The organism is Sulfurimonas sp., assembly GCF_026196735.1.
GTDB lineage: Bacteria > Campylobacterota > Campylobacteria > Campylobacterales > Sulfurimonadaceae > Sulfurimonas.
The window spans coordinates 335,023-358,252 of sequence record NZ_JAPHUF010000007.1 but is presented as its reverse complement, the minus strand read 5'-3'; the positions used below and the strand labels follow the sequence as shown (position 1 = coordinate 358,252).

Here is a 23,230-nt window from a genome sequence, read left to right as displayed (position 1 = left end):
GCGAGATTTTTTTGAAACCAATATTTTTTATCACTGCCCTTTTACAAACTTTGCTTTTTGCCTCTTTTACCGGTAGTATTACTGATGGCAATACTTCTAAGCCTATTTACAATGCTACTATCAGTGATTCACATGTCAGTGTTAAGAGTGATGAAAATGGGTCTTTTACAATTGATTCTAATGAAACAACTCTACATGTCAAAGCTTGCGGATATAGACCATACAAAATAAATACTGAAAATAACAACACGGTTGCCAAATTAGAACCTTTAACCGTAAAAGCCCTATACCTTAGTTTTTGGCGTGCCAGCAACAATTCTCCAAGACTAAAAGAACTCTTAAACATAATTGATAAATCAGAAATCAATACCATTGTAGTTGATGTAAAAAACGAATATGGCTCAACTTCATATCTTACTTCTTTTGAGCAAGCAAATAGTTACGGAGCTCACAAAGACAGAACCAATAGAGATATACATAAGTTTATGAAGTTGATGAAATCAAAAAACATCTATACAATAGCTAGAATAGTTACCTTTAAAGATGAACTTCAAGCCTCAAACAACCAAGATTATGCGATTAAAAAACCTGATGGAACCATTTGGAGAAATCATGATGATATGGCTTGGGTTGATCCATATGATAAAAGAGCACATGAATACACAATAATGATAGCCCAAGAGGCGGCAAAAGTCGGCTTTGATGAAATAAACTTTGACTATATAAGATTTCCTGCTAGGAGTGGACTTAAATTCTCAAAAGAAAATACACAGAAAAATAGAATAAAAGCTATTAGTGATTTTTTAATTTTGGCACAAAACAGACTAAGAAAATATGGTGTTTTTATCTCTGTTGACACCTACGGAAACATATGCTGGAGCGACGATGACAATAATATTGGTCAAACAGTAACATCTTTGGCTGCTCACGCTGATTATTTAGCGCCGATGCTTTATCCATCAGGTTTTGCAAGCGGTTCATTTTATTTTGATTACCCCGCTGAACACCCGCATGCTGTAGTTTATAGAAGCATTAAAAATATAAAAGACAGAATAGATTCTTCAAGAGTCAGACCATGGCTTCAATACTTTAAGGATTACTCAGACAGAAAAAAAGTTTATCGTAAGTTTGAGATAAATGAGCAAATAAGAGCAACAGAAGATGTTAATACAAGCGGCTGGATGATGTGGTCACCATCAAGCAAATACCATCTTAACTACTTTATCAAAGAAGGTAAATAGCTTTTAGTCTCTGATTTAACTCTTTGTGATTTGAAATGTATGATTCAACTAAATTATGAAACTTTTTTGAATGATTCATGTGTGTTAAATGCGCCAATTCATGGACTATGATGTAGTCTATCAGCTCTTTATCTATTTTTATTAACTGTGTATTTAAAGTGATTACACCTTTTGAACTGCAGCTACCCCATCTACTCTTCATCTTTCTAAATTTTATCTCACTATAGTTTAGATTCATAATATTTGAAAAATACTCAACCCTTGGAATCAAATATTTATTGGCGTAGGATTTATAAAAAATGTCATAACACTTTAGTATATTGCGTTCATTTGGTATTTTTACTTTAGCTAAATACTCTCTTAGCTCTTTTGCTTCATCAATATCAACACTGTAAACCTCTCCAAATAGTAAAACTTCATCTTCTAAATTCATCTTAAACGGTGGATTTTGTTTGACATGTAGAAGCTGTTTTCTTATCCACAAATCCTTTTGCGTAAGCAATTCATGTATATACTTATTTGAGACCCTAGATGTTTTTAGAGTTATCTCGCCACTTTTACTAACACTTATATAACTGTTTTTTAGCTTTGGTTTACAGATATGCTTAATTTGCAAGTTATTAAAACTTATCTCATTTATAGTTGATTGGATCATCTACACCCGCTATTTTAAAGCCATTTAATCGTAAACGACAACTATCACACATGCCACAAGCCTCATCCTCGTTCTTGTAACAACTCCAAGTAAGAGAGAGTGGAACTTCAAGTTCTAACGCTTTTTGCACAATCTGAGATTTTTGCAGATGCACCAAAGGCATTTTTATCTCTATGTTTGTTTCATCTTTTGTACCGAGATTTATACTGCTCTGCATACTCTTGATGTATTCTTCTGTGCAATCTGGATAACCGCTGCTATCTTCTTCGACTACGCCTATACTAATAGCCTCAGCACCCTCTTTTTCTGCTATAGCTGCTGCCATACTAAGGAATATTCCGTTTCTAAATGGTACATATGTTAGAGGTACACCATCTTTTAAACCCTCCGTTGGCACTTCTATGTTTTTGTCAGTTAATGCTGAAGCACCTAGTTGTTTAAAAAAAACCAAATCTAGTACATATTTATTTATCACACCCAATGTATCACATATTTTATGAAAACATTCCAATTCTTTATTCTGTGTTCTTTGGTCATAATTAAAATGTACAGCAACTATTTCATATCCGCTATTTTTCATCATATATGCGCTGAGTGTTGAGTCCATACCACCACTCATGACGCATACAGCTTTTTTATTCTTAATATCCATAATAAGATTTTAACATAAATTTTTAATCTTTATTGAAAGAAACAAGGATTATAATGTGTCCATATACAGAAAAAAGGATATGTTATGGATGTATCATCTGGCACTGGTTCAGTTTCTGCTCAAGTAGATGTAATGAAAAAAGCTGCAGAAGTTCAAGAACAGCAAGTATTAAAAGTATTAGAAGGCATAGAGAAAGAATCTCAAGACACACAGCAAAAAAATGTGGCACAAAAAACCGGTGTTGGCAATAGTGTAGATATTATGAGTTAATTTTTGCCAAAACTTTTTAAAACACACATATTTTCATGTGTATCTGCAAATAATAAGCCTCTTTAGATATAATTCCACTTATGATTGAATTGGATAATAGAACTTTATTGAATGTTGATATAGATATGTTAGAGACTATAGCTCAAGCACTAACAAAAAAAGAAATAGAACTAATTATTACAAGCAATGAAGAGATAAGAGAGATAAACAAGGCTCACAGAGGCATAGACAAAGATACTGATGTACTAAGTTTTCCGTACGAAGAGATGCCCATGAGTCCTCTTGGAAGTATTGTAATATCATCTTCACATGTCACAAGTAAAGCAAAAGAATTAAATCATAAAACAGATGATGAGCTAGCTCTGCTTTTTATACATGGTATATTACACCTCTTAGGATTTGATCATGAAGTCGACAATGGCCAAATGAGAAAAAAAGAAGAAGAGCTTATCGAAAAATTCAAGCTACCAAAAAGTTTAATAGTAAGAACACAAGGATAGAATTTTAATGGACTTTATAATTTTTATTGCAGCAATGTCAGCCCTAATATTTGGTGCTGAATTCATAATCAGAGAGTCAGAGAGAATTGCTCTTCGCTTTAATATTTCACACTTTGTTATTGGTGCTACTCTTGTAGCATTTGGTACATCTCTGCCTGAAATGGCGGCATCCATGATGGCTGCATCAGTTAATAAAAGTGAGATGGCAGTTGCAAATGTTGTCGGTAGTGTAATTTTTAACATTACAATGGTACTGGGTATTGTATTTTTTATAAGTAAAAAAATGACTCCAAACAGAGACCTTTTTTCGCTCGACAGTGCTTGGGTTATTGTTCCACTGGTATTCTTTTTTATAATGGTTCAAGATGGAGAGATCAGCAGAGTTGACGGTGCCTTATATTTGCTATTGATGGTTTCATATATTATATTCTTATTTTCAAACTCTAGAGAAGATCTAGAAGGTGATATAGATGAGGATTTAGTTAAAAATAATTTCATGTGGACAAAAACCATTGTACTTCTGGCTATTGGATTTGTACTTACAATCGGTGGTGCCAGTTTTGTTGTTGAGAGCGGTACAAACATAGCGCGTACTTTTGGTGTAAGTGAATGGATAATAGGAATATTTTTAATTGCTTTAGGTACATCATTACCTGAGCTGGTTGTATCTTTGGTTGCAATAAAAAAAGGTAACGCAGAGATGAGTATTGGAAACATTATCGGTTCTAATGTAGCAAATTTCTCTATGGTTTTAGGGGCTGCATCTCTTGTCAATCCACTGACAGTCGATTTAATAGCAACCAAATTTGACATGTTTATTATGGTAGCAGCATCTATAACACTTGTATTTATACTGGCAAATAAACTGTACAACAAGGCTGGAGCAATATTTTTACTAATAATATTAGCTCTTTTTATTCAAAACGCAATTGTGTAACAAGAAGTTTCTTTAGAAAATGCTCTCTTGGAGCTCAGTTTCTTTAGAAAATGCTCTCTTGGAGCTCAGTTTCTTTAGAAAATGCTCTCTTGGAGCTCAGTTTTTTTAAAAAATCTGTTTTAAATAAGTAGATTATTTCTTTATATATTCTAACTCTAAGAGTTTATTGTATATGTTAGAAACTATTTTACCGGCGGCAGCACCACCGTGTCCACCATGTTCAACCAAAACTAAAACAACATACTGTGGGTTTTTATATGGTCCATATGTTGAAAACCAAGCGTGAGAGCGAGTATAGTACTCCATTTCATGCTCTAGCTCTCTATCTTCGATGTCTTGTAAAATACCTACAACCTGTGCTGTTCCTGTTTTGCCTGCAATAGTAACCTTTGAGCTAAGATAGTTTGTAGCAGTACCGCTAGGATAATTACAAACTTCGTACATTGCTTTTTGTATTATTGGTAATTTTTTTAATTCATCGTCATTCAACACATCTTGAGTTTCTGGCAAAATTTCAATGTCGCCAACCTGCTTAGCAAAATATGGACGAGGAAGCTTAGATGTAGCCATCAAAGCGGTAAACTGCGCCATTTGCATCGGAGTAACCAAGAAATCACCTTGACCAATAGAAGTATTTACAGTTTCACCTATATACCATGGCTGATTATATTTTTTTCTTTTCCACTCACGAGACGGAACAGTGCCGATAAACTCATTTGGCAAATCCACTCCTGTTTTTCTACCGAGTCCATACCTAATCAATCCTTCGCTCATTTTTTTTATGCCAACTTGAATACTGCCTTTATAGAAGTAGTCATCACAACTTTCCCTTATAGCTTTTTTTAATCCGGTTTTTCCGTGGCCACCCTTTTTCCAACATCTAAATATTCTTTTTCCAAGAGGCATTGATGATCGACAATTAACACTCCAGTGCTGATTAACATCTGTAGTGATATACACAAGACCTAGTCCGGTTTTAATTATAGAGCCTGGCGGATATAAACCATGGGTTAGTTTGTTGGTAAAAGGTTTATCAAGAGAGTTTGAAAGTTTATTCCATGTATCATAAGAAACTCCGGATACAAAAGTATTTAAATCATACTCAGGAAAGCTACTTGCTGATAAAATAGCACCGTCTACACTCATCACTATAACAGCACCAGCCTTTTTATCAAACATCGATGATATATATTTTTGTAACTCAATATCTATATTTAAAGTTAATTTTCTATCTTCTTTGGCTGGGGTTATTGACAACTCTTCTACTTCTTTGTTATTTGCATTAACTTTTATTTCTCTTTCTCCTGAAAGCCCCTGCAAGTAGGTATTATAATATTTCTCAACACCTGTTTTACCTGTATATCCTATTAGCTCCAATAACTTATTGTCCTTAATATCCTTTTTGTTAGCACGAGAAACATAGCCTATAGAATGAGCTCCAATACCATCATAAGGATAGTATCTTTTTGGAGATGAAACTATTTTCAAATTTTCTCTTAAGTTAAGCATCGAATATACCGGCATAATCTCTTCATACGATACAAAACCAACAATATCAATATAGTTATGATTATAATATGAATCCATCTTAATATAGTTTTTAGTGATTTTTTCTCTGTCAAGCTGCGGTAGTAATTTAATCAAGTTATCTATTTCAGCTTCAAACTGACCTATATTTTTCTTTGATCTCAAATGTGGAGCTAATTGTATTTTAAATCCAAGCTTATTTATTGCAATAGGTCTGTTTTTAAAATCAACTATTTCACCCCTTACGGGAGCAATTTTTTCTATTTTTATTGTGTTATCGTAAGATAATTTTTCATAGTAAGTATTTGACTCAACTGAAAGAAAAAAGACTCTTACAATCAGTGCCAACCAAGTTAATATAAATAAAAAAAGAATAAATTTAATTTTCACAATATGCTCAATATAAGAAATTCAATTACAAGATAGTAAATAATATAGTAGTTAATGCTGGGCATCTCAAGTAAAAAGACATTGGATAAAATAGAATAAAAAAGAAAAAAACCAAGATATACAAAAAGTACCGTTGCTAGTTTTATACAAGAGTTACAACTAAAATTTTGACTTATTTTTGGCATTATATACTTGTAAAGTATACTAAAATATATAATAGTACTAAATAATGCATATCCGTTTTCTGCTTCAAAAAACACTAAACACAAAGATACAAGCATGATTCCAATACTGTCTTCATTCTTAATTGCTCTAGTAAAGAGTATAAACAAAACTGCTAATAGCGGCGGTAAAAATAGATATATACCGCTTAAAGCAGTGTATATTAAATATAAAGCAACATATATATATGGTGCTAAAGAATTTTTATAAGGGATACTTCGTTGCATATCGGGAAGTGTTTACATTTAATACAATCAGCCCAGATTTTATGTTCTGGAAGGGACTCTTTAGGAATTTCAACAAAACCCAGTTTTTCAAAAAAAGATTGTTTATAAGTCAGGCTAAGAACTTTGTGAACACCAAGAGTTTTAGCCTCATCCATTGCCTGCGCAATAAGTTTTTCACCAATTCCATTGCCTCTTTTATCCTCTTTAACCACCAAGGATCTAATTTCAGCCAATGATGGCGCATGGATATGAAGTGCACAAAAACCAACCAGTACATTATCTTCTTTAGCTAATATGTATGATCTTATATTAGTCGCTATTTCATCTGAAGATCTAACAAGAATTATACCCGATTCAACTTCTGGAAGAACTAATTCTTGCATCATTGGGATATCAGATAGTTTTGCCTTTGTTAATTCAATATTCATCAATACACTCTTGTAAATCACTTGACTCTTTTAAAATATCGTGAATAATCTTTAGTACTTTTGGCAGGCCTTTCTTTTTTGAACTTGAAACCATTATTGCATGAGGAAATTCTTTTCTCAGTGCATTTTGTTCTTTTTGGTTTAGCTTATCAATCTTTGTGAATATTTGCAAAATATATTGACTTTCATTGGAGTTTTCCAGCAAAAAGTCACTAACCGATTTGTCAATCTCTAAAAATGGATGTCTGCAATCTATCAGGTGTATAAAGATCTTTATTTGTGCTCTTTTTGAAATATAGTCGGTTAAGTTCTTTTCCCAATCACTTTTAATTGATTTTGAAACTTTTGCATAACCAAAGCCTGGCAAATCAACAAATTTTGCAAAACTTTTTTCAGAATTTTCTCTATCAATAAAAGTAACATCAAAGTAGTTGATTAGTCTTGTCTTACCCGGAGTTGAGGAGACTTTTGCCAAACCTTTATGGTTTGTAAGAGCATTTAGCAAAGAACTTTTTCCAACATTTGAGCGAGCCATAAAAACAACTTCATTCTGCTCCGTGGTGTCTGGTGCAGCCATAATATTTGGAGCAGATGTTACAAAGCTTGCGTCAACAATTTCAATCATTAGTTTTTCTTCTTTTCGTTCTCTTCTGGCATATCAAAAATCATTATCACAGGCTCTGTGTCTGCGCCTTTAGCATACGCTTTTCCTTCTATAGTCTTTAAAACAACTTCTTCACCGTGAATTTCTTTTTTTTCATTAATCTGGTTCAATTGAACATTTTTAAAGAAATGATACTCTTTTTCTTTTGGCATATATATTACTTTTTGGGCCTTGCCTTTATATTTTGAGCCATCTAGTGTCTGTATAGTAAACGATGCACTACCCTCTGCCACAAACTTTGTTGGTTCTTGATTGCTGTCTGTATAAACAGTTACCTTAGAAGCATTTAACTCATCGTTATTTTTGATTATATTAACATCACCCTCAAATACTGATACTCCGCTCTTTTGATCAGCACTAAAAGTTTTTGCTTTAATTTTTAGTTCTGCACTAAATAGATTTAATACTAAAAAAACAGTTAATATTGTTATATACTTCATTTTTTACTCTCTTTAAGTTGATATTTTGCTATTACATTTTTAGATTTTATTCTCTCTAAGGAGTTATTGTATTGGAGCCTATCTCCCGTAACTACATTCTTGCCTCTATATAAAACATACTTACCGTCTGCATGAGCTATGGTTGTTTTTTTATTATAAACAGCATGTTGCGTTTCAAAAGTCAGTCCATCCTCTCTAAAATATACTACATCACCGTTTAAGTCAACGATTTCGTCTTTATACACGCCGGTATTAGATTTCATGTTTGCTATATACTCTTTAGAATTGTCTGTATAATCCATAAAATCTACAGTATACCTATCTTCATATCTTACTGCCTTGGTGCCATTCATAAGAGTAATTAAACCCTCTTGATTCAACTCATGCATTGTAAAAGATGTAATACTAAACAGAGGTACATCAGTAAACTCTTGCTGCTTGATATCTAAAGGCTTAAATGCAAAAAGTATCAGTAACAAAATAGCAGATACAATAGTAAAAAAAATATTTATATTCATGCTATGCCCAAACAGCCAAAAATTTATCTGTTAAATCATTTTCTTCGACTAAAATATCTATCATCTCTCTAACAGCACCGTCTCCGCCATTTTTTGACAACACAGTATCTACAAGCTCTTTAATTGCGTTTACGCCATTGTTTGGGGTAAAGCTTCTGCCGACAAGGTTTAACATGTTAAAATCATTCAAATCATCCCCTATGGCAGCAACTTCATAAGGTTTAAGATTAAGAGACTCCAAAAGCTCTTTTAAGACTCTATCTTTATCTTTAATACCTTGAAAAATATGCTGTATTCCAAGTTCATCTGCGCGTCTTTTTACTATAGTAGACTGTCTTCCCGTGATAATGGCAACCTGATGACCCATTTTTACCCATGTACTTATACCAAGTCCATCCTTGATATTAAAAGTTTTGCTCTCAACTCCGTCTGATGAGTACACAACTCCACCATCAGTCATGCAGCCGTCTACATCAAGAATAAGTAGTTTAATCACAGCACATCTTTAGTACTTGGTATTCCGACTTTGTCATTTTTTTGCGTTGCACGACGAATAGCAACAGCCAATGATTTAAAAGCGGCTTCGATAATATGGTGCTTATTTTTTCCTCTTTGCATTACAATATGCGTACTTATACAAGCATTTAAAACAAAAGCTCTAAAGAACTCTTCGACTAGTTCTGTGTCAAACTGCCCTACTTTGCCATGAACATCAACCTCGTACACTAAAAATGGACGATTGCTTAGGTCTAAATCACAAGAGATACATGCTTCATCCATAACTATATTTGCAGAGCCAAATCTTTCCATATTTTTTACAGGGTAAATAGCTTCAGCCAAAAGTGAGCCAAGAACAATACCAATATCTTCTACACTGTGATGATCATCTATATGCGTATCACCTTTGCACTCTATATCCATATCAATCAACGAGTGTTTTGAAAAACTTTCTAGCATATGGTCTAAAAATCCAACGCCTGTATTTATATTGCTTTTACCGGTGCCGTTTAATTCTAGTGAAATTGTAATATCTGTCTCTTTTGTTTTTCTTGTTTTTGTAATCATTTTAGCCTCTTCAATTAATCATCTCTCACAATAAATGCATGTTTAAAATTTCCAAGAGACTTGTAGTCTCTAGCCTCTTGCTCACTCTTAAAGCCTTTTAGCCATACTTTAAACATTCTGCCTCTCTCAGTTTCCATATCTTTAATAACAGTCTTATAACCATCAGTTCCGTCATGTTTTTGTTGTGTAGCAATCGCGCCTTCAAATCTTGTAAAAGAAGCGATTTGCAGAGCAAATCCTTCTAAAGATTGTTGTTGAGGAGAACCGTCAAGTTGCTTCTTCGTAGGTATTCTTTTTTTACCCTTAGAGTCAAATCCTAATATCTCAATAGTTACAGGAGCGGTTCCGGCACCGACCATATCTATTTTATGTGCCGCTTTATTTGACAAATCTATAATTCTAGTTGCGATAAATGGGCCCCTGTCGTTTATCCTAACTACAGTGCTTTTCCCATTTCTGCGATTAGTTACCTTAACTATAGTATTCATAGGCAGAGTCTTATGAGCTGCCGTCATATCATGCATATTGTATTTTTCACCGTTGGAAGTAAGTTTTCCGTGAAACTTTGGACCATACCAGCTGGCATTACCGCTAAACTCGTCACCGACATTAACTACTGTTGGATAATATCTTATCCCTCTAATCACATACGGTCTCATTGTAGGATGAGAAAAATCTTTTTTATTTACATAAGGACTATGTGAACTCTTATCTGCTGAATAAGTTTTAGTTTGTCCAAAATTTTTATATACTCTTTTGTCTCTGGTGCTACAACCGGTTGTAAATAAAAGCGCTGCAGCAATAAACAGCATCGAAAGTTTATTCATATAGTTTTAGCCTCTCTCCTACTTTAATCAAGCTGCCTTTTATGCTGTTTTGCTGCTTCAAGCTCTTGACACTAATCTTGTGTGCCCTAGAGATAGACTCTAGAGTGTCGCCACTTTTAACCATGTAGTAAAACTTACTATTAATTTTTTCAATCTTGGCTTTATTATCAATCGGAATAATTAGTTTTTGCTTTAGACTTAGTCTTGAGTTTTTCAATTTATTGAAATCCATAATAACTTTATAGTTAACGCCATATTTTTTACCAATTAAAGAGAGATTTTCTCCCCTTGAAACAACATGAACTCTATATATATTTTGTATTTTTTCTTCAAAATATTTTTGCTTAAAATCAGATAGTTTTACATAAGGGATATACATTTCATAACCCTTTAAATATGGAGGAGCAAAGTCATACTTGAGGTGCCTGTTTAGCTTTTTTAACTCATCTAATGGTATACCGATAAGTTTTGAAATTCTATTTAGTGACTCACCCCTTGGCACCTTTACAGTAGCAATCGAATATGCGTTGGCGCGATTAAGAAGATATTCATACTCGCTGTTTAGTAAAAACTGCTCATCATTACCCATCATAGCCAAAGCAACGATTTTTCTGATGTAAAGCCTGCTTTCTCTTGGTATATACTTCTTTTTTGGATCAAGCAAAACAGACAGATCATCAGTTTTAGCTCTTTTTATTGCTCTGCTAAGTCTTCCGCCGCCACAGTTGTAAGCTATTGCAGCCAGATACCACTTTCCAAATTTTTTATGTAGGTGGGTAAGAAATTTTGCTGCAGCCTCTGTGGATTTTACCAAGTCTCTTCTCTCATCAACATACTGATCAATTTTAAGACCGTATAACTTACCTGTTGATGGTATAAACTGCCAGAGACCGGATGCTCTTTTTTTTGAGTAAGCTCTAGTTGAAAAATTGGATTCTGCCATTGCCAAGAAAAGAAACTCTGCCGGTATGTTGTTTTGAGCCAAAATATTTTTTATCGCTGGAATAAACAGGTATGCATCGTCCATTGCTTTAAAAAATCGTTTGTCTTTATAGATAGTCTTGTTAGAATTTTTCATTTGATTTAAAATTGGATCATACAAAAAAGATGCTTCTATGTCAAAAGACTCAAGTATAGATACTTCTTTGTTGTGGTTCGTATCAAATGTTAAACTGGCACTTACTAAAACGGGTAAAAAAATTAATAAAAAATATTTCAATATATAACTCTATTTGTTAGATTTAAAGATTGATTTTATCCAAAAAAACATAAAAACAAGTTAACAAGCTATTCATATTAAGAAATATTAAAGAGTTTAAGGGCGTTATTGGTAGTTATTTGATCAATGTTATCCAATGGTATTTCTAAAAGTTCTGATATTTTTTGTGTAACAAAGGTAGTATATAGTGGCTCATTTCTCTCTCCTCTATGAGGCATTGGAGTAAGATATGGTCCATCAGTTTCAATAAGAAGTTTATCCTGTGGAATTTTAGGAAGTACATTTACAAGTTTTCTTGCATTTTTAAAGGTTAATACTCCGCCGATACCGAAGTAAAAGTTCTCATTAGCAAGGCTAAGTAGCTCTTCATCTGCATTGTAGCAATGCAGTACTCCTCCAACCTCTTTTGCATTGTTATCAAGCAGTACTTGTTTAGAATCTCTAGAAGCATTGCGTATATGTACAATCAGAGGTTTTTTATACTTTTTGGCCAATTCTATTTGAGCAATAAAAACCTCCTTTTGTCTTGCTTTTTGGGCATCTTTTTCCTCATCAGTTCCTTCAAGCCTATAGTAATCAAGCCCGCACTCACCAATAGCTACGCACTTTTTGTGTTTAGCATACATGTCAAAATCAAGAGCACCAAAACCATCCATATCATAAGGGTGAATGCCGACTGCAAAATAAACATCATCATTTTCTTCAGAGATTTCAACTGCTCTATCTATTGTTTTTGCATCAGCACCCGGTATGATAAAACGCTCAACACCGGCTTTTCTAGCACGGTTTAGCACTTCGTTCAAATCATCTCTGTATCTTTCATCGTCTAAATGTACATGTGTATCTACTATCAATCAATCAGCCTTTATTTATTTGCTTGTAGAAGCTCTTTTGCAAACTTTTTAGCTTCGTCTGTTATATTGTCACCGCTGATGATTCTAGCTATCTCATCTACTCTGTTATCAAACTCTAACTCACTTACAAGTGATTCATCACCATTTTTGTGTACCAAGAAGTGCTGATCTCCCATAGAAGTAAGTTGCGGCTGATGAGAAATAACAAATATCTGAAAATGCTTTGAGAGCTGCTTTAAAACCTTTGCAACACTCATAGATTCTTCACCGCTTAGATTTGCATCTATCTCATCAAGCATCAAAATACCGCCGTTTTTGCTCATAAACTCTGATTTTAATGCCAATATAGCCAATCTCAGTCTGTTAAACTCACCGGTACTGACTTTTTGAAGCTCTGTTGAGTTTAATTTTAATACAAGTTCATCTTTTCCAAATAGCTCATAGTCTATCTCTTTTATTTCTATCTGTGCATCTCTGAGATACAACTCTTTAAGGTACTTGTTTAAGTCATCTCTAAATGATTTTATTTCTACATGTCGAAGTTTGCTAAGCTGAGTGGCTAGCTCTTTTACTTTTTTAGCGAGACTTGCTTCTTTTGCCTCTAAGTCACCCTTGGTTATCTCTATGTTTTCATATTTTTGCAACTCTAAAATCTTTTGCTCTTTATATTCAAGAGCCTCTTCAACACTTCCGTATCTTCTTTTAAGCTCTGAGAGTGCCTCTATACGGTTTAAAACCTCTTCTATGTCAACTTCATCAAGAGCAGAAAACCTCTCCTGAGCACTCTCCATCGTAGCTCTAAGCTCATTCATTGCATCTGAGAAGAAAGAGTTTTCAACATCTAGTAAATTTAAAGCTGCAAATACATTGTGCTCATAATCAAATATAGAGCTGGCTAAGGAGATACTTTCAAGGACTTTTTCTTTTTTGGACAACTCTTTTTTAATTTCCAAAAGCTCATTGTCTTCTGAGATTTTAGGATTTATATCTTCTATTTTTTTTATTTCAAAAGTTGCAAACTCTTTTAGTTCTACTATTTTCTTCTGCTCTTGTTCAATACTAGTGAGTTCTTTTTTTACCCTTTTATGCTCTAAATAAGCCTCTGCGTATTCATCTTTAAGAGCAAACACATTGTGTTTTTTATTCTCAAGCCTATCATCTAAAATAGAAAGCAGATTCTCATTTTCAAAGTCGCTGAAATCTTTAAGAGAGAGATGTCTTAAATAATCTGAAGCAAGAGCATTCATAGCTTTTTTTGAAATACTTTGATTGTTTATGAAGTATCTTGATTTTTCTTTTTTTATATGTTTAAAAACATTTATATCATCACTTTCTATACCCGTATTTTGAGTATCAAGTTCCCATGTTACTGTTGATTCACAGAGTGATGCCTCACAAGCTTCAGAGCCTACAGATGATAGAATCGAGTTCATTAAAATAGACTTACCGCTTCCACTTGGTCCGGTAAAAACAACCAGACCGGATGCCAAATTTAATTCTATTTCTTTGAAACTAAGATAATCTTTTAAAAAAAATCTCTCTATCATTCAGGTAGCCTTGTAAAATATTTTAAAATTATACTTTGTTATTATTAACTCTTTAATTTTATCTCTTTTTATTACATGTAAATAATTCTATGTCAATATGCAATATTTTAATTTATTGATAGTATATTTTATGATATAGTTTTAACATAATATATACAATTGTATAAAATCTTGATTATTCAAAACAAAAACGGAGATATAAAAAATGTTCAAACATGTCCTTACCACAATACTTTTTACGACGGTATTACTTGCAAGCTATTATGAAAAAGGTGATGAGGCATATGGGGATGATGATATAAAGACGGCTGTTAGTTTTTGGGAAAAAGGCGCTCAAGCTGGGGAAATAGAGTCACAGTTTATGTTGGGATTACTATATTTACGAGGAGATGATGTAGAACTAGATGTTAAAAAGGCTGCCTCTTTACTTGCTAAAACTTTCAACAAAAATGACGAGACTATTCTTATAACCGTAGCTCTTTCTTATTATAAAAATTTGGGAAGCAGCGAAAAAAACAAACTAGCTATCAATCTATTTGAATCAGCAATAGATAAAGAAGGAGCAGAAGCCCAGTACAATCTTGGCATGCTTTTTGTAACCGGATCGGGAGTGAAAAAAGATCTTAAAAAAGGTGCAGCTTTAGTTAAAAAATCAAAAAATGCTAATTTTGACAAAGCCAAACAAGCTTGGAAAAAGTACTCTCTAGATAAACATTAAGACTAATCACCCCATCTTAATTTTTCTTTTAGTACATCAAAATAGTTATAGTCGTCTTTGTGCATAAGCTTGACAGTTTTAGTTGCTAGTCTTATATGTACACTCTCCCCTAGCTCAAGCTCATGTACATCTTGTCCATCTATGATTATTAAGGCTCTCTCTTCTGATGTTTTCATCTCTATTGCAAATTTTCCCGGAAGTACAACGGGTCTTTGAGTTAAAGAGTGTGGGCATATCGGCGTTAGGGAAAACACATTTGTCATCGGCAGCAACACAGGTCCGCCGGCGGAGAGATTATATGCTGTAGAGCCGGTTGGTGTTGAGACTATTACACCATCACCATAGTAAGTGTTAAAAGATTTGGAGTCGATTAAAGTCTCAATATGTATCATATTTGAAACTCTTGTACGCGTCAATACGATGTCATTAAAAGCGTATATCTTAACTTTTTTAGAGTTTTTAATAACTGTCGCTTCAAGAACCACTCTATCATCAACTATATACTCGCCTTTAATTATTTTTTGAACAAAAGAGTCAAGTTCATCTATGGAAAGATCCGCTAAAAAGCCTAAGTTTCCAGCGTGAATACCGAGTATCGGTATTTCAAAATCAAATGATTTTCTAACGGTAGATATCAGTGTTCCATCTCCACCAATACTAACTATGAAATCACAATCAAGGCAGATACTTTTAAAGTCCTTTCCATCAAGTCCTATCATTTTTGCACTATTATCTTCTATAAGCACAGTTATGTCATAAGTGTTGAAAATTTTTTTTAGCTTATTGTAGCTATCTTTTAGTTCGGGGGTTGATGGTCTTAAAACTACACCAACGGTTTTGATTTTTTTACTGTTCAAACGCGACTCTTTTTAAAATATTTTGTTGATTATACAGTTTTTTGCAATCAAAACTCAACGATAGCGTAATTTTGCAGGGTTAAATCTTTATATCTAAAGGTTGTCTTGATTTGAGGGTATCTAGTTTTGTAAGAATTTCTAAGATTTCTTTGTTGTTTTTCAAACTTTGTTCTTCGCTTAGTTTTTTATTTAGCTCCATTCTGGTTTTAAACTCTTCTATCAAATTATAGTTTCCATTTTTATCTGCTTGAGAACTTCTATCATCAGAAGACAGCATTACATGTTCTTTTATAGTGATCTCTTCTTTATTGTACAACTCTTTGGACAAAGCAGCCGTTTCACCAACACTAATGTTTTTAACATCATAACTATTAGCTATATCGTAAAAGTCTTGAGCTTCAGAGACTCTCTTTGTTTCAGAATTTTTTGTCTCACTACTTCTGTTGTAGTTTTGTTGTGATGTATTTAGAGCAGTGGAAATACTGGAATTGTAGCTATTAATACCTATCAAAAACACTCCTTAATTATATGTAACAAGCAATTTTTATTCCTACTGTTTATTTGACTATATATACAAATATATATGCTAGAATTTGCACAAATAAGAAAACAAGAGAGAAATAATGGCAGTTTTTGAGATACAAGAGATAGAGTTTCACAACATTATGGCGCAAGAATTTGCCAAAAATCAGATAGTTATATTGAAATTTGGCTCAGAGTTTTGTGATGCATGTCATGCGCTTGAAAGTGAACTTGAAGATTTAGAAGAAGATAATGAAAATGTATCTCTTTTACTTATTGACTGCAATGATTGTCAAGATCTTGCAGAGCAGTATCATGTCCACAGACTTCCTACGATGGTCATATACAAAGACAGCGACACCATTCTTTACAGAAGAGAAGGTGTCGTTCTTTCTCAGGACATTGAAGAAATTATAAGCTAAGTTTCGATATAATCGCGAAAATTATTTAGCAGGACTCTATTTTATGAGAAGTCATTATTGTACAGATTTAAATGAAGCAAATGTAGGACAAGATGTTGTTCTAACTGGTTGGGCAAACAACTACCGTGACCACGGTGGAATTATCTTTATCGATTTAAGAGACAAAACAGGTCTTATTCAACTTACATGTGACCCAGAAGATGGTGCAGCAGCACATAAAGTTGCAGATAGTGTTCGTGATGAGTTTGTTCTTATTGCAAAAGGTACTGTTCGTCTTCGTGGTGAAGGTTTAACTAACCCAAGACTAAAAACAGGTGCTATTGAGATTATAGTTAATGAACTTATCATTGAGAATAAATCAGCTGCACTTCCATTTGTAATTGGCGATAAAAGTGTTGGTGAAGAAACTACACTAAAATACCGCTACTTAGAACTTCGTGACCCTGACATGTATGAAGTGTTTCGTCTTCGTTCTAAAGCGGCAATCGCGGCTAGAAATATTCTTGATGAAAACGGTTTTTTAGAAGTTGAGACTCCAATTTTAACTAAATCAACTCCAGAGGGTGCTAGAGATTATTTAGTTCCATCTCGTGTTCACAGCGGCGAATTCTACGCACTACCTCAATCTCCACAACTTTTCAAACAACTTTTAATGGTTGGCGGATTTGACAGATACTTCCAAATAGCAAAATGCTTCCGTGATGAAGACTTAAGAGCTGACAGACAACCAGAATTTACTCAAATAGATGTTGAGATGAGTTTTTGTAATCAAGAAGATGTTATAAAAGTAGCTGAGGATCTTCTAACTGCTATGTTTAAAGCTTGTGGTGTTGAAGTTCAAGCTCCATTTAACCGTATAACACATACAAATGCTATGGAGTGGTATGGTTCTGATAAACCTGACATGAGGTACGACCTTAAAATGGTGGATGTTATAGATATTTTTGAGAGATGTGACAACGAAATTTTTACAAACATTGCTAAAAAGCCAAATACTAACCGTATTAAAGCACTTAAAGTTCCTGGTGCAGATTTAGTGTTTTCTAAGCGTGAGATGAAAACATTTGAAGATTATGTACGCAAATTTGGTGCTCATGGTCTTGGTTATTTTCAAATGAAAGAAGATGGCCTTAAAGGTCCACTTATCAAGTTCTTTAGCGAAGATGACATAACACTTTTAGTTGAGAGACTTGATATGCAAGTTGGCGATGTTGTGTTTTTTGGTGCTGGCGATAAAAAAACTGTATGGGATTATATGGGAAGATTAAGAAATTTTATTGCTGAGCATGAAAAAATGAATCTTGTAGATGAAAATGCATTTGAATTTGTATGGGTAGTTGATTTTCCAATGTTTGAAATTGAAGATGGTCGTGTAAAAGCACTTCACCATCCGTTTACTATGCCTAAAGACACTGATAAAGAAGATATTGAAGATATAGAATCTATCGCTTACGATATTGTTTTAAACGGTACTGAGCTTGGTGGTGGGTCTATCCGTATTCATAAAGAAGAAGTTCAAAATGAAGTATTTAAACTTCTTGGAATAGATGAAGAAGAAGCACAAGAAAAATTTGGTTTCTTACTAGATGCACTTAAATTTGGAGCACCTCCACACGGTGGTTTTGCTTTAGGTTTTGACAGATTAATGATGCTTATAACTAAAAAAGCAAGTATTAGAGATGTTATTGCATTTCCTAAAACTCAAAAAGCTTCTTGTATTCTTACAAAAGCGCCAAGTGCTGTTGATAACAATCAGCTTCGCGATTTACATATTCGTTTGCGCGAACAAGCTACTAAATAGTCCCACTTATGAAAAAACTATTTCTTATTATCGGAGCTCCAGGCTCTGGTAAAACTACAGATGCCCAGTTAATAGCAAAGCAAAATGACAAAATAACACACTACTCTACCGGCGACATGTTAAGAGCAGAAGTTGCAACAAAGAGTGAGCTTGGTTTAGAGATAGATAAGTACATCTCTAAAGGTTTAATCGTTCCAATTGAAGTAGCAATAAAAACTATAACTAATGCTATTAAAAATGCTCCTACTGACACTATTATTATAGACGGTTATCCTAGAAGCATGGAGCAGTTAAATGCTTTAGATGAGTATCTTAGCAAAGACTCTTCTTTAGAGCTTACTAGCGTTATCGAAGTTCGTGTTAGTGAAGATACAGCTCGCGATAGAGTTCTTGGTCGCGCCCGCGGTGCTGATGACAACACAGAGGTTTTTAATAATCGTATGAAAGTTTACACAGAGCCTTTAGCGGACATTCAATCTTTTTATAAGTCAAAAAATCTTTTGCATGTAATAAGTGGCGAAGGGACTATCGAGACAATAGTTTCTGAAATGGGAAGTTTCGTTAAAAGTAAAATATAGCTCTTAAACACAGCACGGGAGCGGGAAAAAATATTTTACTTTTTTTAGAATTAAACTTTATACTAAAAGTTCTTTTTCTTTAGTTAATTCGTTTAACCTTTTTTTATATTTATTTCTTTCGATCTTTGCAGCTACAGTAATGTAGCCCCAAACAATTGGCCAAAGTCCGAAACTGGGAATGCATAAATGTAAATGCATGTGATGGTTAACTTTTGATAATATGATTTTTTTCTTTAACTCTGCAATTTCAAGTTCTATTTCTTCAAGAGTGTATTTTTGCGGTTCACTTGCAGATAAGCTCATTTTTTTACCTTTTATTAACTATAATTTAGGAAGATAGTAGCAATATATATTATGCTTTGCGCTTAAATAACAATACAAAAGTAATTTCATATTAGTTATGTAACCTTTTGTATAAGCTAAATTTTTAAGAGTTTTTGAAGTGTCATAAAACAGGGCAAAGTTCCACCTATCTTGAGGTGTAAATTTAAAACAATAAAAGCACCCAGAAGAATTCTGGACACTACATGTAGAAGTTGATTAGCCTAGCTTAGAAACGATTGCTGCTTCAACATCAGCGATGTCAGCAGTACCGTCAACAGTTATGTAAGTTAATGTGTCGATTTTAGATGCTTGGTCTTTATAGTAGCCGATAAGTGGTTGAGTAAGTTCATGATAAACTTTTAGTCTATCGAGAACTACTTCTTCTTTGTCATCATCGCGCTGAACTAAATCTTCTCCCGTTTCATCATCTTTGCCTTCAACTTTTGGCGGATTGTAAACTAAGTGATAAGTTCTTCCACTTGCAAGGTGAGCACGACGGCCAGCCATACGAGTAACTATCTCAGAGTCCGGAACATCTATCTCGATAACAGCGTCAATAACGATACCTGCATTTGTAACAGCATCAGCTTGAGGAAGCGTACGAGGGAAACCATCTAAAAGGTAACCGTTTTTACAGTCATCCTCAGCAATTCTGTCTTTTACAAGACCGATAATTATTTCATCAGTTACGAGCTGACCTGCATCCATAGCAGCTTTAGCCATCTTACCCATATCTGTACCGGCTTTGATAGCTGCTCTTAACATGTCACCTGTAGAGATTTGAGGAATGTTGTATTTTTTGGTCAAAAATTGAGCCTGAGTACCTTTTCCTGCACCCGGTGCTCCTAATAATATTATTCTCATATTTATCCTATATGTTTTATTGATGAAATTATATATAAATGAAGTTAAAACTAACTTTGCAATTCTTTTAAGTTTGGCGGAACTTCATGATCTTTTACATACTCATCAAACTTTCCTTCTTTTTGCATTCTAAGTGCAAAATTACGGACTTGCGGTCGCTCTTCTTTGTATTCCATTATAGGAACGCCCATACCGCAACTTGTCTCTACGGCATATATATTAAATTTAAATATCTGACGAATTGCATTCATATCTTCAGAGAAAAAACTACTTGCTGTTGCAAACTCAGGATTATCTTTTAAAATAACCTCTCCTTTACAAAAACAACGAAGAATTTTTGGTTTATTTTCAAAAGCATTAAACACAAGAGTAATCTCTCCGTCCTCGCCTATGTCTCTTGCTGTACGGTTTCCGCTACCTAAATAGTCTATCATGTACAAAGTATTTTCATCTATGACATGTAGAGACTCATAGCCCCTTGGTGAAAGGTTTACCTCATGGTTAGAGCATGATGCAATATAAAAAAGTTTTTGCTCTTTGATGAACTCTATTTCTGCTGTTGGTAATGCTTTGTATTGTTTTCCCAATTTAAAATCCTTCATGTAATATTTAGTTTTTTTACAGCAGCAAGTATACCAAAACACAAACAATAATATATTTCAGTTATACAATTTGATTGTTTTTAATTGACTTAGTATATAATAGTCAAATTATTCTATAAGGATTAAAAATGTTTAAACTTGCACGCAAACTGTTTAAGGCTCTAAACTCTTCAGGTCAGTCATGGCAACTCTCAGGGGCAATAGTCCTGGCAATGTTCGCCGGATTTTTACCATCCTTTTCTCTTATACTTTTAGATATTCTTTTGATAGCACTTATTTTAAATGTGAATTTTGGACTTTTTCTTCTTTTTACTGTGATATTTAGCGGTGTTGGTTATCTCTTTGACCCGCTTTTTGAGTCTATTGGTTACACAGTACTCACAAATGATGCTTTAAATGCTCTATTTACTTCCATGTATAACTCGGCGTTGTTTAGATGGAGCTCGTTTAACTATACACTCGTGACCGGTTCAGTAGTTGTTTCAACTATACTTGCTATTCCAATGCTGTTAATTTTAAACAAAGTTGTAACTCTATACAGAGAGCAGATAGGCATAAAACTAAACGAGTGGAAACTTACTCGCTGGATGAACCTTTTTAATGAAGAAGCAAAATCAAGTTCATTTTTTCGCTGGTGGGGGCTTGGTGTTTTTGGAGGCTTAACAGCTGCAATAATTATAATTTTTGTTGTGATTTTTGACCCTTTAGCTCGTATGGCTATAGAAAAAGGGCTTTCGTATTCTTTGCAAACTAAGGTAAGTGTTAAAGATTTTAGCTCAAGTTTTTCAGACCTAAATGTAAAGATATCTGGCATAGAAGTGGCAGACAAAGACAAGCTGACACATAACCTCGTTCAAGTTGAAGATGTAGAGTTTGACCTTGGTTTTTCTGCTTTAGTTGAGAAAAAAGCAATGATAGAGAAACTAAATATAAATGCCTTGGCTTTTAATGAAAAAAGAAAAGTTGCAGCAGATCCTTACGACAGCACTTATATTTCACAGACACAAGCTACTGCCGCTACTAAAGATAAAAAGTCATCATCAACGATAAGCAATCCGTTTTCTATTCCAAGCGTAGATGATATCTTAGCTAAAGAGGAACTAAAGTCGGTTACAGAAGCTCAAAAGCTGCGTGCTGACATACAAGCGACCAAAGATAAGTGGACAAAAATCTTATCTGAGCTAAAAAATACAAATGAAGTGGATGAGATAAAAGCAGATGCTGCCGCGCTGCAAAAAAGTCTGCAAAATGCAGACATCTCAAAAATAGCTTCTGCTAAGAGTGATATAGATAAACTAAAATCAAAAATAACCAGCTTAAAAAATAAGTATACATCTCTACAAAAAGATTTTGATGCAGACCAAAAACGCTTAAAAAAACAGATTTATGAGCTTAAAAATCTTCCCCAACAAGACATAGACCGTCTTAAAGAGAAGTACTCTTTGAGTGCAAGCGGTGGAGCCAACCTTATAGGTACGCTTATGAGCGATGAGATTGACATGTATATGCAAAAAGCACTGAAATATTATGAAATGTTGCGTCCGTACTTAAATGACGGCTCTAAAAAAGAAGTTAAAGAAGTTGCTCCTCCTCGCGGGGAAGGAAGATGGATTAAGTATGCCAATCTTTCAGAGATTCCAGAGCTTGTTATTAAAGAGTCAAATATAAATATAAAACTAAAAGAAGATACTTTAGAGGTAAAAGTAAAAGATCTCTCAAGCAACCAAAAACTCTATTGGAAACCTATGATGGTTCATGCAGATGCTACAGGCAAACAGTACAAAAAAATAACCGTGGATATTCTTGATGACAGACGCGGTGAAAAAGCACATACATACTTCGATGTAAAAGCTACAGGTTTTAAAACAGCTGCACTTGATATAAAGGCCTTAAGCATGAATGATATAGTTGCAAATGCAAAATTTGATGGTGAGGTATCAGATATGAATATAAAAGCAAAAAGCAATGTAAGCGTTGAAGAAGTGAAACTTGCAATGCCTTCGCAAAAACTTGTAAACGACCTGCTCTCTGGCATCTCAAAGTTCAACTTAGATATATCTCTAAACGGAGATATTAAAAAACCAGATATTAAAGTAAAAAGTGACCTAGACAAACAACTAGCTTCGGGTATGAAGTCAATGGTCTCAAAAGCGACCAAAGGATTTGAAAAAGAGCTTACAGCAGGCATAATGGAAAAAGCAGGAGGCTCAAGCGAAGGGCTTTCTGCGGACCTTGGTGATGTTGGCTCTTTACTTAACTCAAAACAAGATGCTTTAGGTGGCATAAACACAAGCTTTTCTCCGGCATCCGGTAGTTCTGACTTACTAAAGAAGTTTTTTTAAAATTATAAACTTAATTA

At 34.0% G+C, this 23,230-nt stretch carries 28 protein-coding genes; 10 read left to right on the top strand and 18 right to left on the bottom strand.

The window, feature by feature from the left end; genetic code table 11:
• Positions 1 to 11 precede the first annotated feature (11 nt).
• On the top strand, positions 12 to 1,241 hold the full coding sequence (locus OQK60_RS05030; protein WP_297684725.1) for a putative glycoside hydrolase: 1,230 nt from the start codon (positions 12 to 14) through the stop codon (positions 1,239 to 1,241).
• Here the strand turns inward: OQK60_RS05030 and OQK60_RS05025 are convergent.
• Both OQK60_RS05025 and queC read right to left on the bottom strand, forming a co-directional pair.
• Positions 1,225 to 1,896: a SprT family zinc-dependent metalloprotease gene (locus OQK60_RS05025; RefSeq protein WP_297684723.1), complete on the bottom strand. Its 672-nt coding sequence runs from the start codon at positions 1,894 to 1,896 to the stop codon at positions 1,225 to 1,227. The genes OQK60_RS05030 and OQK60_RS05025 overlap by 17 nt on opposite strands.
• Positions 1,874 to 2,548, bottom strand: coding sequence for a 7-cyano-7-deazaguanine synthase QueC (queC, locus tag OQK60_RS05020; protein WP_297684721.1), 675 nt, complete (start codon positions 2,546 to 2,548; stop codon positions 1,874 to 1,876). The genes OQK60_RS05025 and queC overlap by 23 nt, the downstream gene beginning before the upstream one ends.
• A gap of 84 nt (positions 2,549 to 2,632) precedes the next feature.
• On the opposite strand from queC, the gene OQK60_RS05015 reads away from it, so the two are divergent.
• The 3 genes from OQK60_RS05015 to OQK60_RS05005 all read left to right on the top strand — a co-directional run bounded on the left by OQK60_RS05015 (position 2,633) and on the right by OQK60_RS05005 (position 4,255).
• Positions 2,633 to 2,818 (top strand): hypothetical protein, encoded by a 186-nt coding sequence (locus OQK60_RS05015; RefSeq protein WP_297684719.1) that lies wholly within the window; start codon positions 2,633 to 2,635, stop codon positions 2,816 to 2,818.
• 80 nt (positions 2,819 to 2,898) lie between these two features.
• The gene (ybeY, locus tag OQK60_RS05010; RefSeq protein ID WP_297684717.1) at positions 2,899 to 3,318 is read left to right on the top strand and encodes an rRNA maturation RNase YbeY; all 420 of its coding nucleotides are present in this window, start codon (positions 2,899 to 2,901) and stop codon (positions 3,316 to 3,318) included.
• Between the two features lie 7 nt (positions 3,319 to 3,325).
• A complete protein-coding gene (locus tag OQK60_RS05005; protein WP_297684715.1) occupies positions 3,326 to 4,255 on the top strand; it encodes a calcium/sodium antiporter in 930 nt (309 codons plus the stop codon).
• A gap of 132 nt (positions 4,256 to 4,387) precedes the next feature.
• Here the strand turns inward: OQK60_RS05005 and mrdA are convergent, their stop codons facing one another.
• Positions 4,388 to 6,172, bottom strand: a complete 1,785-nt coding sequence (gene mrdA / locus OQK60_RS05000) for a penicillin-binding protein 2 (RefSeq protein WP_297684713.1) — start codon at positions 6,170 to 6,172, stop codon at positions 4,388 to 4,390.
• Positions 6,173 to 6,451: 279 nt separating this feature from the next.
• Here mrdA and OQK60_RS04995 point away from each other — a divergent pair, with 279 nt between their 5' ends.
• On the top strand, positions 6,452 to 6,604 hold the full coding sequence (locus OQK60_RS04995) for a hypothetical protein (protein WP_297684711.1): 153 nt from the start codon (positions 6,452 to 6,454) through the stop codon (positions 6,602 to 6,604).
• Here the strand turns inward: OQK60_RS04995 and OQK60_RS04990 are convergent.
• From OQK60_RS04990 to OQK60_RS04945, 10 genes are all read right to left on the bottom strand, one after another.
• Positions 6,588 to 7,049, bottom strand: a complete 462-nt coding sequence (locus tag OQK60_RS04990; RefSeq protein WP_297684709.1) for an N-acetyltransferase — start codon at positions 7,047 to 7,049, stop codon at positions 6,588 to 6,590. The genes OQK60_RS04995 and OQK60_RS04990 overlap by 17 nt on opposite strands.
• Complete coding sequence (gene yihA, locus OQK60_RS04985) at positions 7,039 to 7,674, bottom strand: ribosome biogenesis GTP-binding protein YihA/YsxC (protein WP_297684707.1); 636 nt, start codon at positions 7,672 to 7,674, stop codon at positions 7,039 to 7,041. The genes OQK60_RS04990 and yihA overlap by 11 nt, the downstream gene beginning before the upstream one ends.
• Complete coding sequence (gene lptA, locus OQK60_RS04980; protein WP_297684705.1) at positions 7,674 to 8,153, bottom strand: lipopolysaccharide transport periplasmic protein LptA; 480 nt, start codon at positions 8,151 to 8,153, stop codon at positions 7,674 to 7,676. The genes yihA and lptA overlap by 1 nt, the downstream gene beginning before the upstream one ends.
• Complete coding sequence (gene lptC, locus OQK60_RS04975; RefSeq protein WP_297684703.1) at positions 8,150 to 8,671, bottom strand: LPS export ABC transporter periplasmic protein LptC; 522 nt, start codon at positions 8,669 to 8,671, stop codon at positions 8,150 to 8,152. The genes lptA and lptC overlap by 4 nt, the downstream gene beginning before the upstream one ends.
• 1 nt (position 8,672) lies before the next feature.
• Entirely contained in the window at positions 8,673 to 9,167 is a 495-nt protein-coding gene (locus OQK60_RS04970) for an HAD-IIIA family hydrolase (protein WP_297684702.1), read from the bottom strand.
• A complete protein-coding gene (gene hisB, locus OQK60_RS04965; RefSeq protein WP_297684701.1) occupies positions 9,164 to 9,736 on the bottom strand; it encodes an imidazoleglycerol-phosphate dehydratase HisB in 573 nt (190 codons plus the stop codon). Before hisB ends, OQK60_RS04970 begins: the two co-directional genes overlap by 4 nt.
• A gap of 14 nt (positions 9,737 to 9,750) precedes the next feature.
• Positions 9,751 to 10,563 (bottom strand): septal ring lytic transglycosylase RlpA family protein, encoded by an 813-nt coding sequence (locus tag OQK60_RS04960; protein ID WP_297684699.1) that lies wholly within the window; start codon positions 10,561 to 10,563, stop codon positions 9,751 to 9,753.
• Positions 10,556 to 11,782 carry a lytic transglycosylase domain-containing protein gene (locus OQK60_RS04955; RefSeq protein WP_297684697.1) on the bottom strand — a complete coding sequence of 409 codons (1,227 nt, stop codon included), beginning with the start codon at positions 11,780 to 11,782 and terminating at the stop codon, positions 10,556 to 10,558. The genes OQK60_RS04960 and OQK60_RS04955 overlap by 8 nt, the downstream gene beginning before the upstream one ends.
• Positions 11,783 to 11,859: 77 nt before the next feature.
• On the bottom strand, positions 11,860 to 12,636 hold the full coding sequence (locus OQK60_RS04950) for a TatD family hydrolase (RefSeq protein ID WP_297684695.1): 777 nt from the start codon (positions 12,634 to 12,636) through the stop codon (positions 11,860 to 11,862).
• 11 nt (positions 12,637 to 12,647) lie between these two features.
• Positions 12,648 to 14,183, bottom strand: a complete 1,536-nt coding sequence (locus tag OQK60_RS04945; RefSeq protein ID WP_297684693.1) for an AAA family ATPase — start codon at positions 14,181 to 14,183, stop codon at positions 12,648 to 12,650.
• Positions 14,184 to 14,388: 205 nt separating this feature from the next.
• On the opposite strand from OQK60_RS04945, the gene OQK60_RS04940 reads away from it, so the two are divergent.
• Positions 14,389 to 14,901, top strand: coding sequence for a tetratricopeptide repeat protein (locus OQK60_RS04940; RefSeq protein WP_297684691.1), 513 nt, complete (start codon positions 14,389 to 14,391; stop codon positions 14,899 to 14,901).
• Between the two features lie 2 nt (positions 14,902 to 14,903).
• On the opposite strand, the gene OQK60_RS04935 is transcribed toward OQK60_RS04940, so the two are convergent.
• A complete protein-coding gene (locus OQK60_RS04935) occupies positions 14,904 to 15,758 on the bottom strand; it encodes an NAD(+)/NADH kinase (RefSeq protein ID WP_297684689.1) in 855 nt (284 codons plus the stop codon).
• 79 nt (positions 15,759 to 15,837) lie between these two features.
• The gene (locus tag OQK60_RS04930) at positions 15,838 to 16,269 is read right to left on the bottom strand and encodes a hypothetical protein (protein WP_297684687.1); all 432 of its coding nucleotides are present in this window, start codon (positions 16,267 to 16,269) and stop codon (positions 15,838 to 15,840) included.
• A gap of 112 nt (positions 16,270 to 16,381) precedes the next feature.
• On the opposite strand from OQK60_RS04930, the gene OQK60_RS04925 reads away from it, so the two are divergent.
• The 3 genes from OQK60_RS04925 to OQK60_RS04915 are packed head-to-tail and all read left to right on the top strand — an operon-like array spanning position 16,382 to position 19,081.
• Complete coding sequence (locus OQK60_RS04925; RefSeq protein ID WP_297684685.1) at positions 16,382 to 16,702, top strand: thioredoxin family protein; 321 nt, start codon at positions 16,382 to 16,384, stop codon at positions 16,700 to 16,702.
• A 43-nt stretch (positions 16,703 to 16,745) separates the two neighbouring features.
• Positions 16,746 to 18,503, top strand: a complete 1,758-nt coding sequence (gene aspS / locus OQK60_RS04920; protein ID WP_297684683.1) for an aspartate--tRNA ligase — start codon at positions 16,746 to 16,748, stop codon at positions 18,501 to 18,503.
• A gap of 8 nt (positions 18,504 to 18,511) precedes the next feature.
• Positions 18,512 to 19,081 (top strand): adenylate kinase, encoded by a 570-nt coding sequence (locus OQK60_RS04915; RefSeq protein WP_297684681.1) that lies wholly within the window; start codon positions 18,512 to 18,514, stop codon positions 19,079 to 19,081.
• 57 nt (positions 19,082 to 19,138) lie between these two features.
• Here OQK60_RS04915 and OQK60_RS04910 read toward each other — a convergent pair whose 3' ends face one another.
• From OQK60_RS04910 to OQK60_RS04900, 3 genes are all read right to left on the bottom strand, one after another.
• Positions 19,139 to 19,384, bottom strand: a complete 246-nt coding sequence (locus OQK60_RS04910; RefSeq protein WP_297684680.1) for a hypothetical protein — start codon at positions 19,382 to 19,384, stop codon at positions 19,139 to 19,141.
• A 237-nt stretch (positions 19,385 to 19,621) separates the two neighbouring features.
• Positions 19,622 to 20,269, bottom strand: coding sequence for an adenylate kinase (gene adk, locus OQK60_RS04905; protein WP_297684678.1), 648 nt, complete (start codon positions 20,267 to 20,269; stop codon positions 19,622 to 19,624).
• Between the two features lie 50 nt (positions 20,270 to 20,319).
• Positions 20,320 to 20,856, bottom strand: coding sequence for a pyridoxamine 5'-phosphate oxidase family protein (locus OQK60_RS04900; RefSeq protein ID WP_297684676.1), 537 nt, complete (start codon positions 20,854 to 20,856; stop codon positions 20,320 to 20,322).
• A 143-nt stretch (positions 20,857 to 20,999) separates the two neighbouring features.
• Here OQK60_RS04900 and OQK60_RS04895 point away from each other — a divergent pair, with 143 nt between their 5' ends.
• Positions 21,000 to 23,213 (top strand): TIGR03545 family protein, encoded by a 2,214-nt coding sequence (locus tag OQK60_RS04895; protein WP_297684674.1) that lies wholly within the window; start codon positions 21,000 to 21,002, stop codon positions 23,211 to 23,213.
• Positions 23,214 to 23,230 lie beyond the last annotated feature (17 nt).

What these genes read in the sequence shown, in the direction of transcription:
- OQK60_RS05025 (WP_297684723.1), bottom strand. Translation starts at nt 1,896, where the DNA reads ATGATCCAATCAACTATAAATGAGATAAGTTTTAATAACTTGCAAATT.
- queC (WP_297684721.1), bottom strand. Translation starts at nt 2,548, where the DNA reads ATGGATATTAAGAATAAAAAAGCTGTATGCGTCATGAGTGGTGGTATG.
- OQK60_RS05015 (WP_297684719.1), top strand. Translation starts at nt 2,633, where the DNA reads ATGGATGTATCATCTGGCACTGGTTCAGTTTCTGCTCAAGTAGATGTA.
- ybeY (WP_297684717.1), top strand. Translation starts at nt 2,899, where the DNA reads ATGATTGAATTGGATAATAGAACTTTATTGAATGTTGATATAGATATG.
- OQK60_RS05005 (WP_297684715.1), top strand. Translation starts at nt 3,326, where the DNA reads ATGGACTTTATAATTTTTATTGCAGCAATGTCAGCCCTAATATTTGGT.
- OQK60_RS04995 (WP_297684711.1), top strand. Translation starts at nt 6,452, where the DNA reads ATGATTCCAATACTGTCTTCATTCTTAATTGCTCTAGTAAAGAGTATA.
- OQK60_RS04990 (WP_297684709.1), bottom strand. Translation starts at nt 7,049, where the DNA reads ATGAATATTGAATTAACAAAGGCAAAACTATCTGATATCCCAATGATG.
- yihA (WP_297684707.1), bottom strand. Translation starts at nt 7,674, where the DNA reads ATGATTGAAATTGTTGACGCAAGCTTTGTAACATCTGCTCCAAATATT.
- lptA (WP_297684705.1), bottom strand. Translation starts at nt 8,153, where the DNA reads ATGAAGTATATAACAATATTAACTGTTTTTTTAGTATTAAATCTATTT.
- lptC (WP_297684703.1), bottom strand. Translation starts at nt 8,671, where the DNA reads ATGAATATAAATATTTTTTTTACTATTGTATCTGCTATTTTGTTACTG.
- hisB (WP_297684701.1), bottom strand. Translation starts at nt 9,736, where the DNA reads ATGATTACAAAAACAAGAAAAACAAAAGAGACAGATATTACAATTTCA.
- OQK60_RS04960 (WP_297684699.1), bottom strand. Translation starts at nt 10,563, where the DNA reads ATGAATAAACTTTCGATGCTGTTTATTGCTGCAGCGCTTTTATTTACA.
- OQK60_RS04945 (WP_297684693.1), bottom strand. Translation starts at nt 14,183, where the DNA reads ATGATAGAGAGATTTTTTTTAAAAGATTATCTTAGTTTCAAAGAAATA.
- OQK60_RS04940 (WP_297684691.1), top strand. Translation starts at nt 14,389, where the DNA reads ATGTTCAAACATGTCCTTACCACAATACTTTTTACGACGGTATTACTT.
- OQK60_RS04925 (WP_297684685.1), top strand. Translation starts at nt 16,382, where the DNA reads ATGGCAGTTTTTGAGATACAAGAGATAGAGTTTCACAACATTATGGCG.
- aspS (WP_297684683.1), top strand. Translation starts at nt 16,746, where the DNA reads ATGAGAAGTCATTATTGTACAGATTTAAATGAAGCAAATGTAGGACAA.
- OQK60_RS04915 (WP_297684681.1), top strand. Translation starts at nt 18,512, where the DNA reads ATGAAAAAACTATTTCTTATTATCGGAGCTCCAGGCTCTGGTAAAACT.
- OQK60_RS04910 (WP_297684680.1), bottom strand. Translation starts at nt 19,384, where the DNA reads ATGAGCTTATCTGCAAGTGAACCGCAAAAATACACTCTTGAAGAAATA.
- adk (WP_297684678.1), bottom strand. Translation starts at nt 20,269, where the DNA reads ATGAGAATAATATTATTAGGAGCACCGGGTGCAGGAAAAGGTACTCAG.
- OQK60_RS04895 (WP_297684674.1), top strand. Translation starts at nt 21,000, where the DNA reads ATGTTTAAACTTGCACGCAAACTGTTTAAGGCTCTAAACTCTTCAGGT.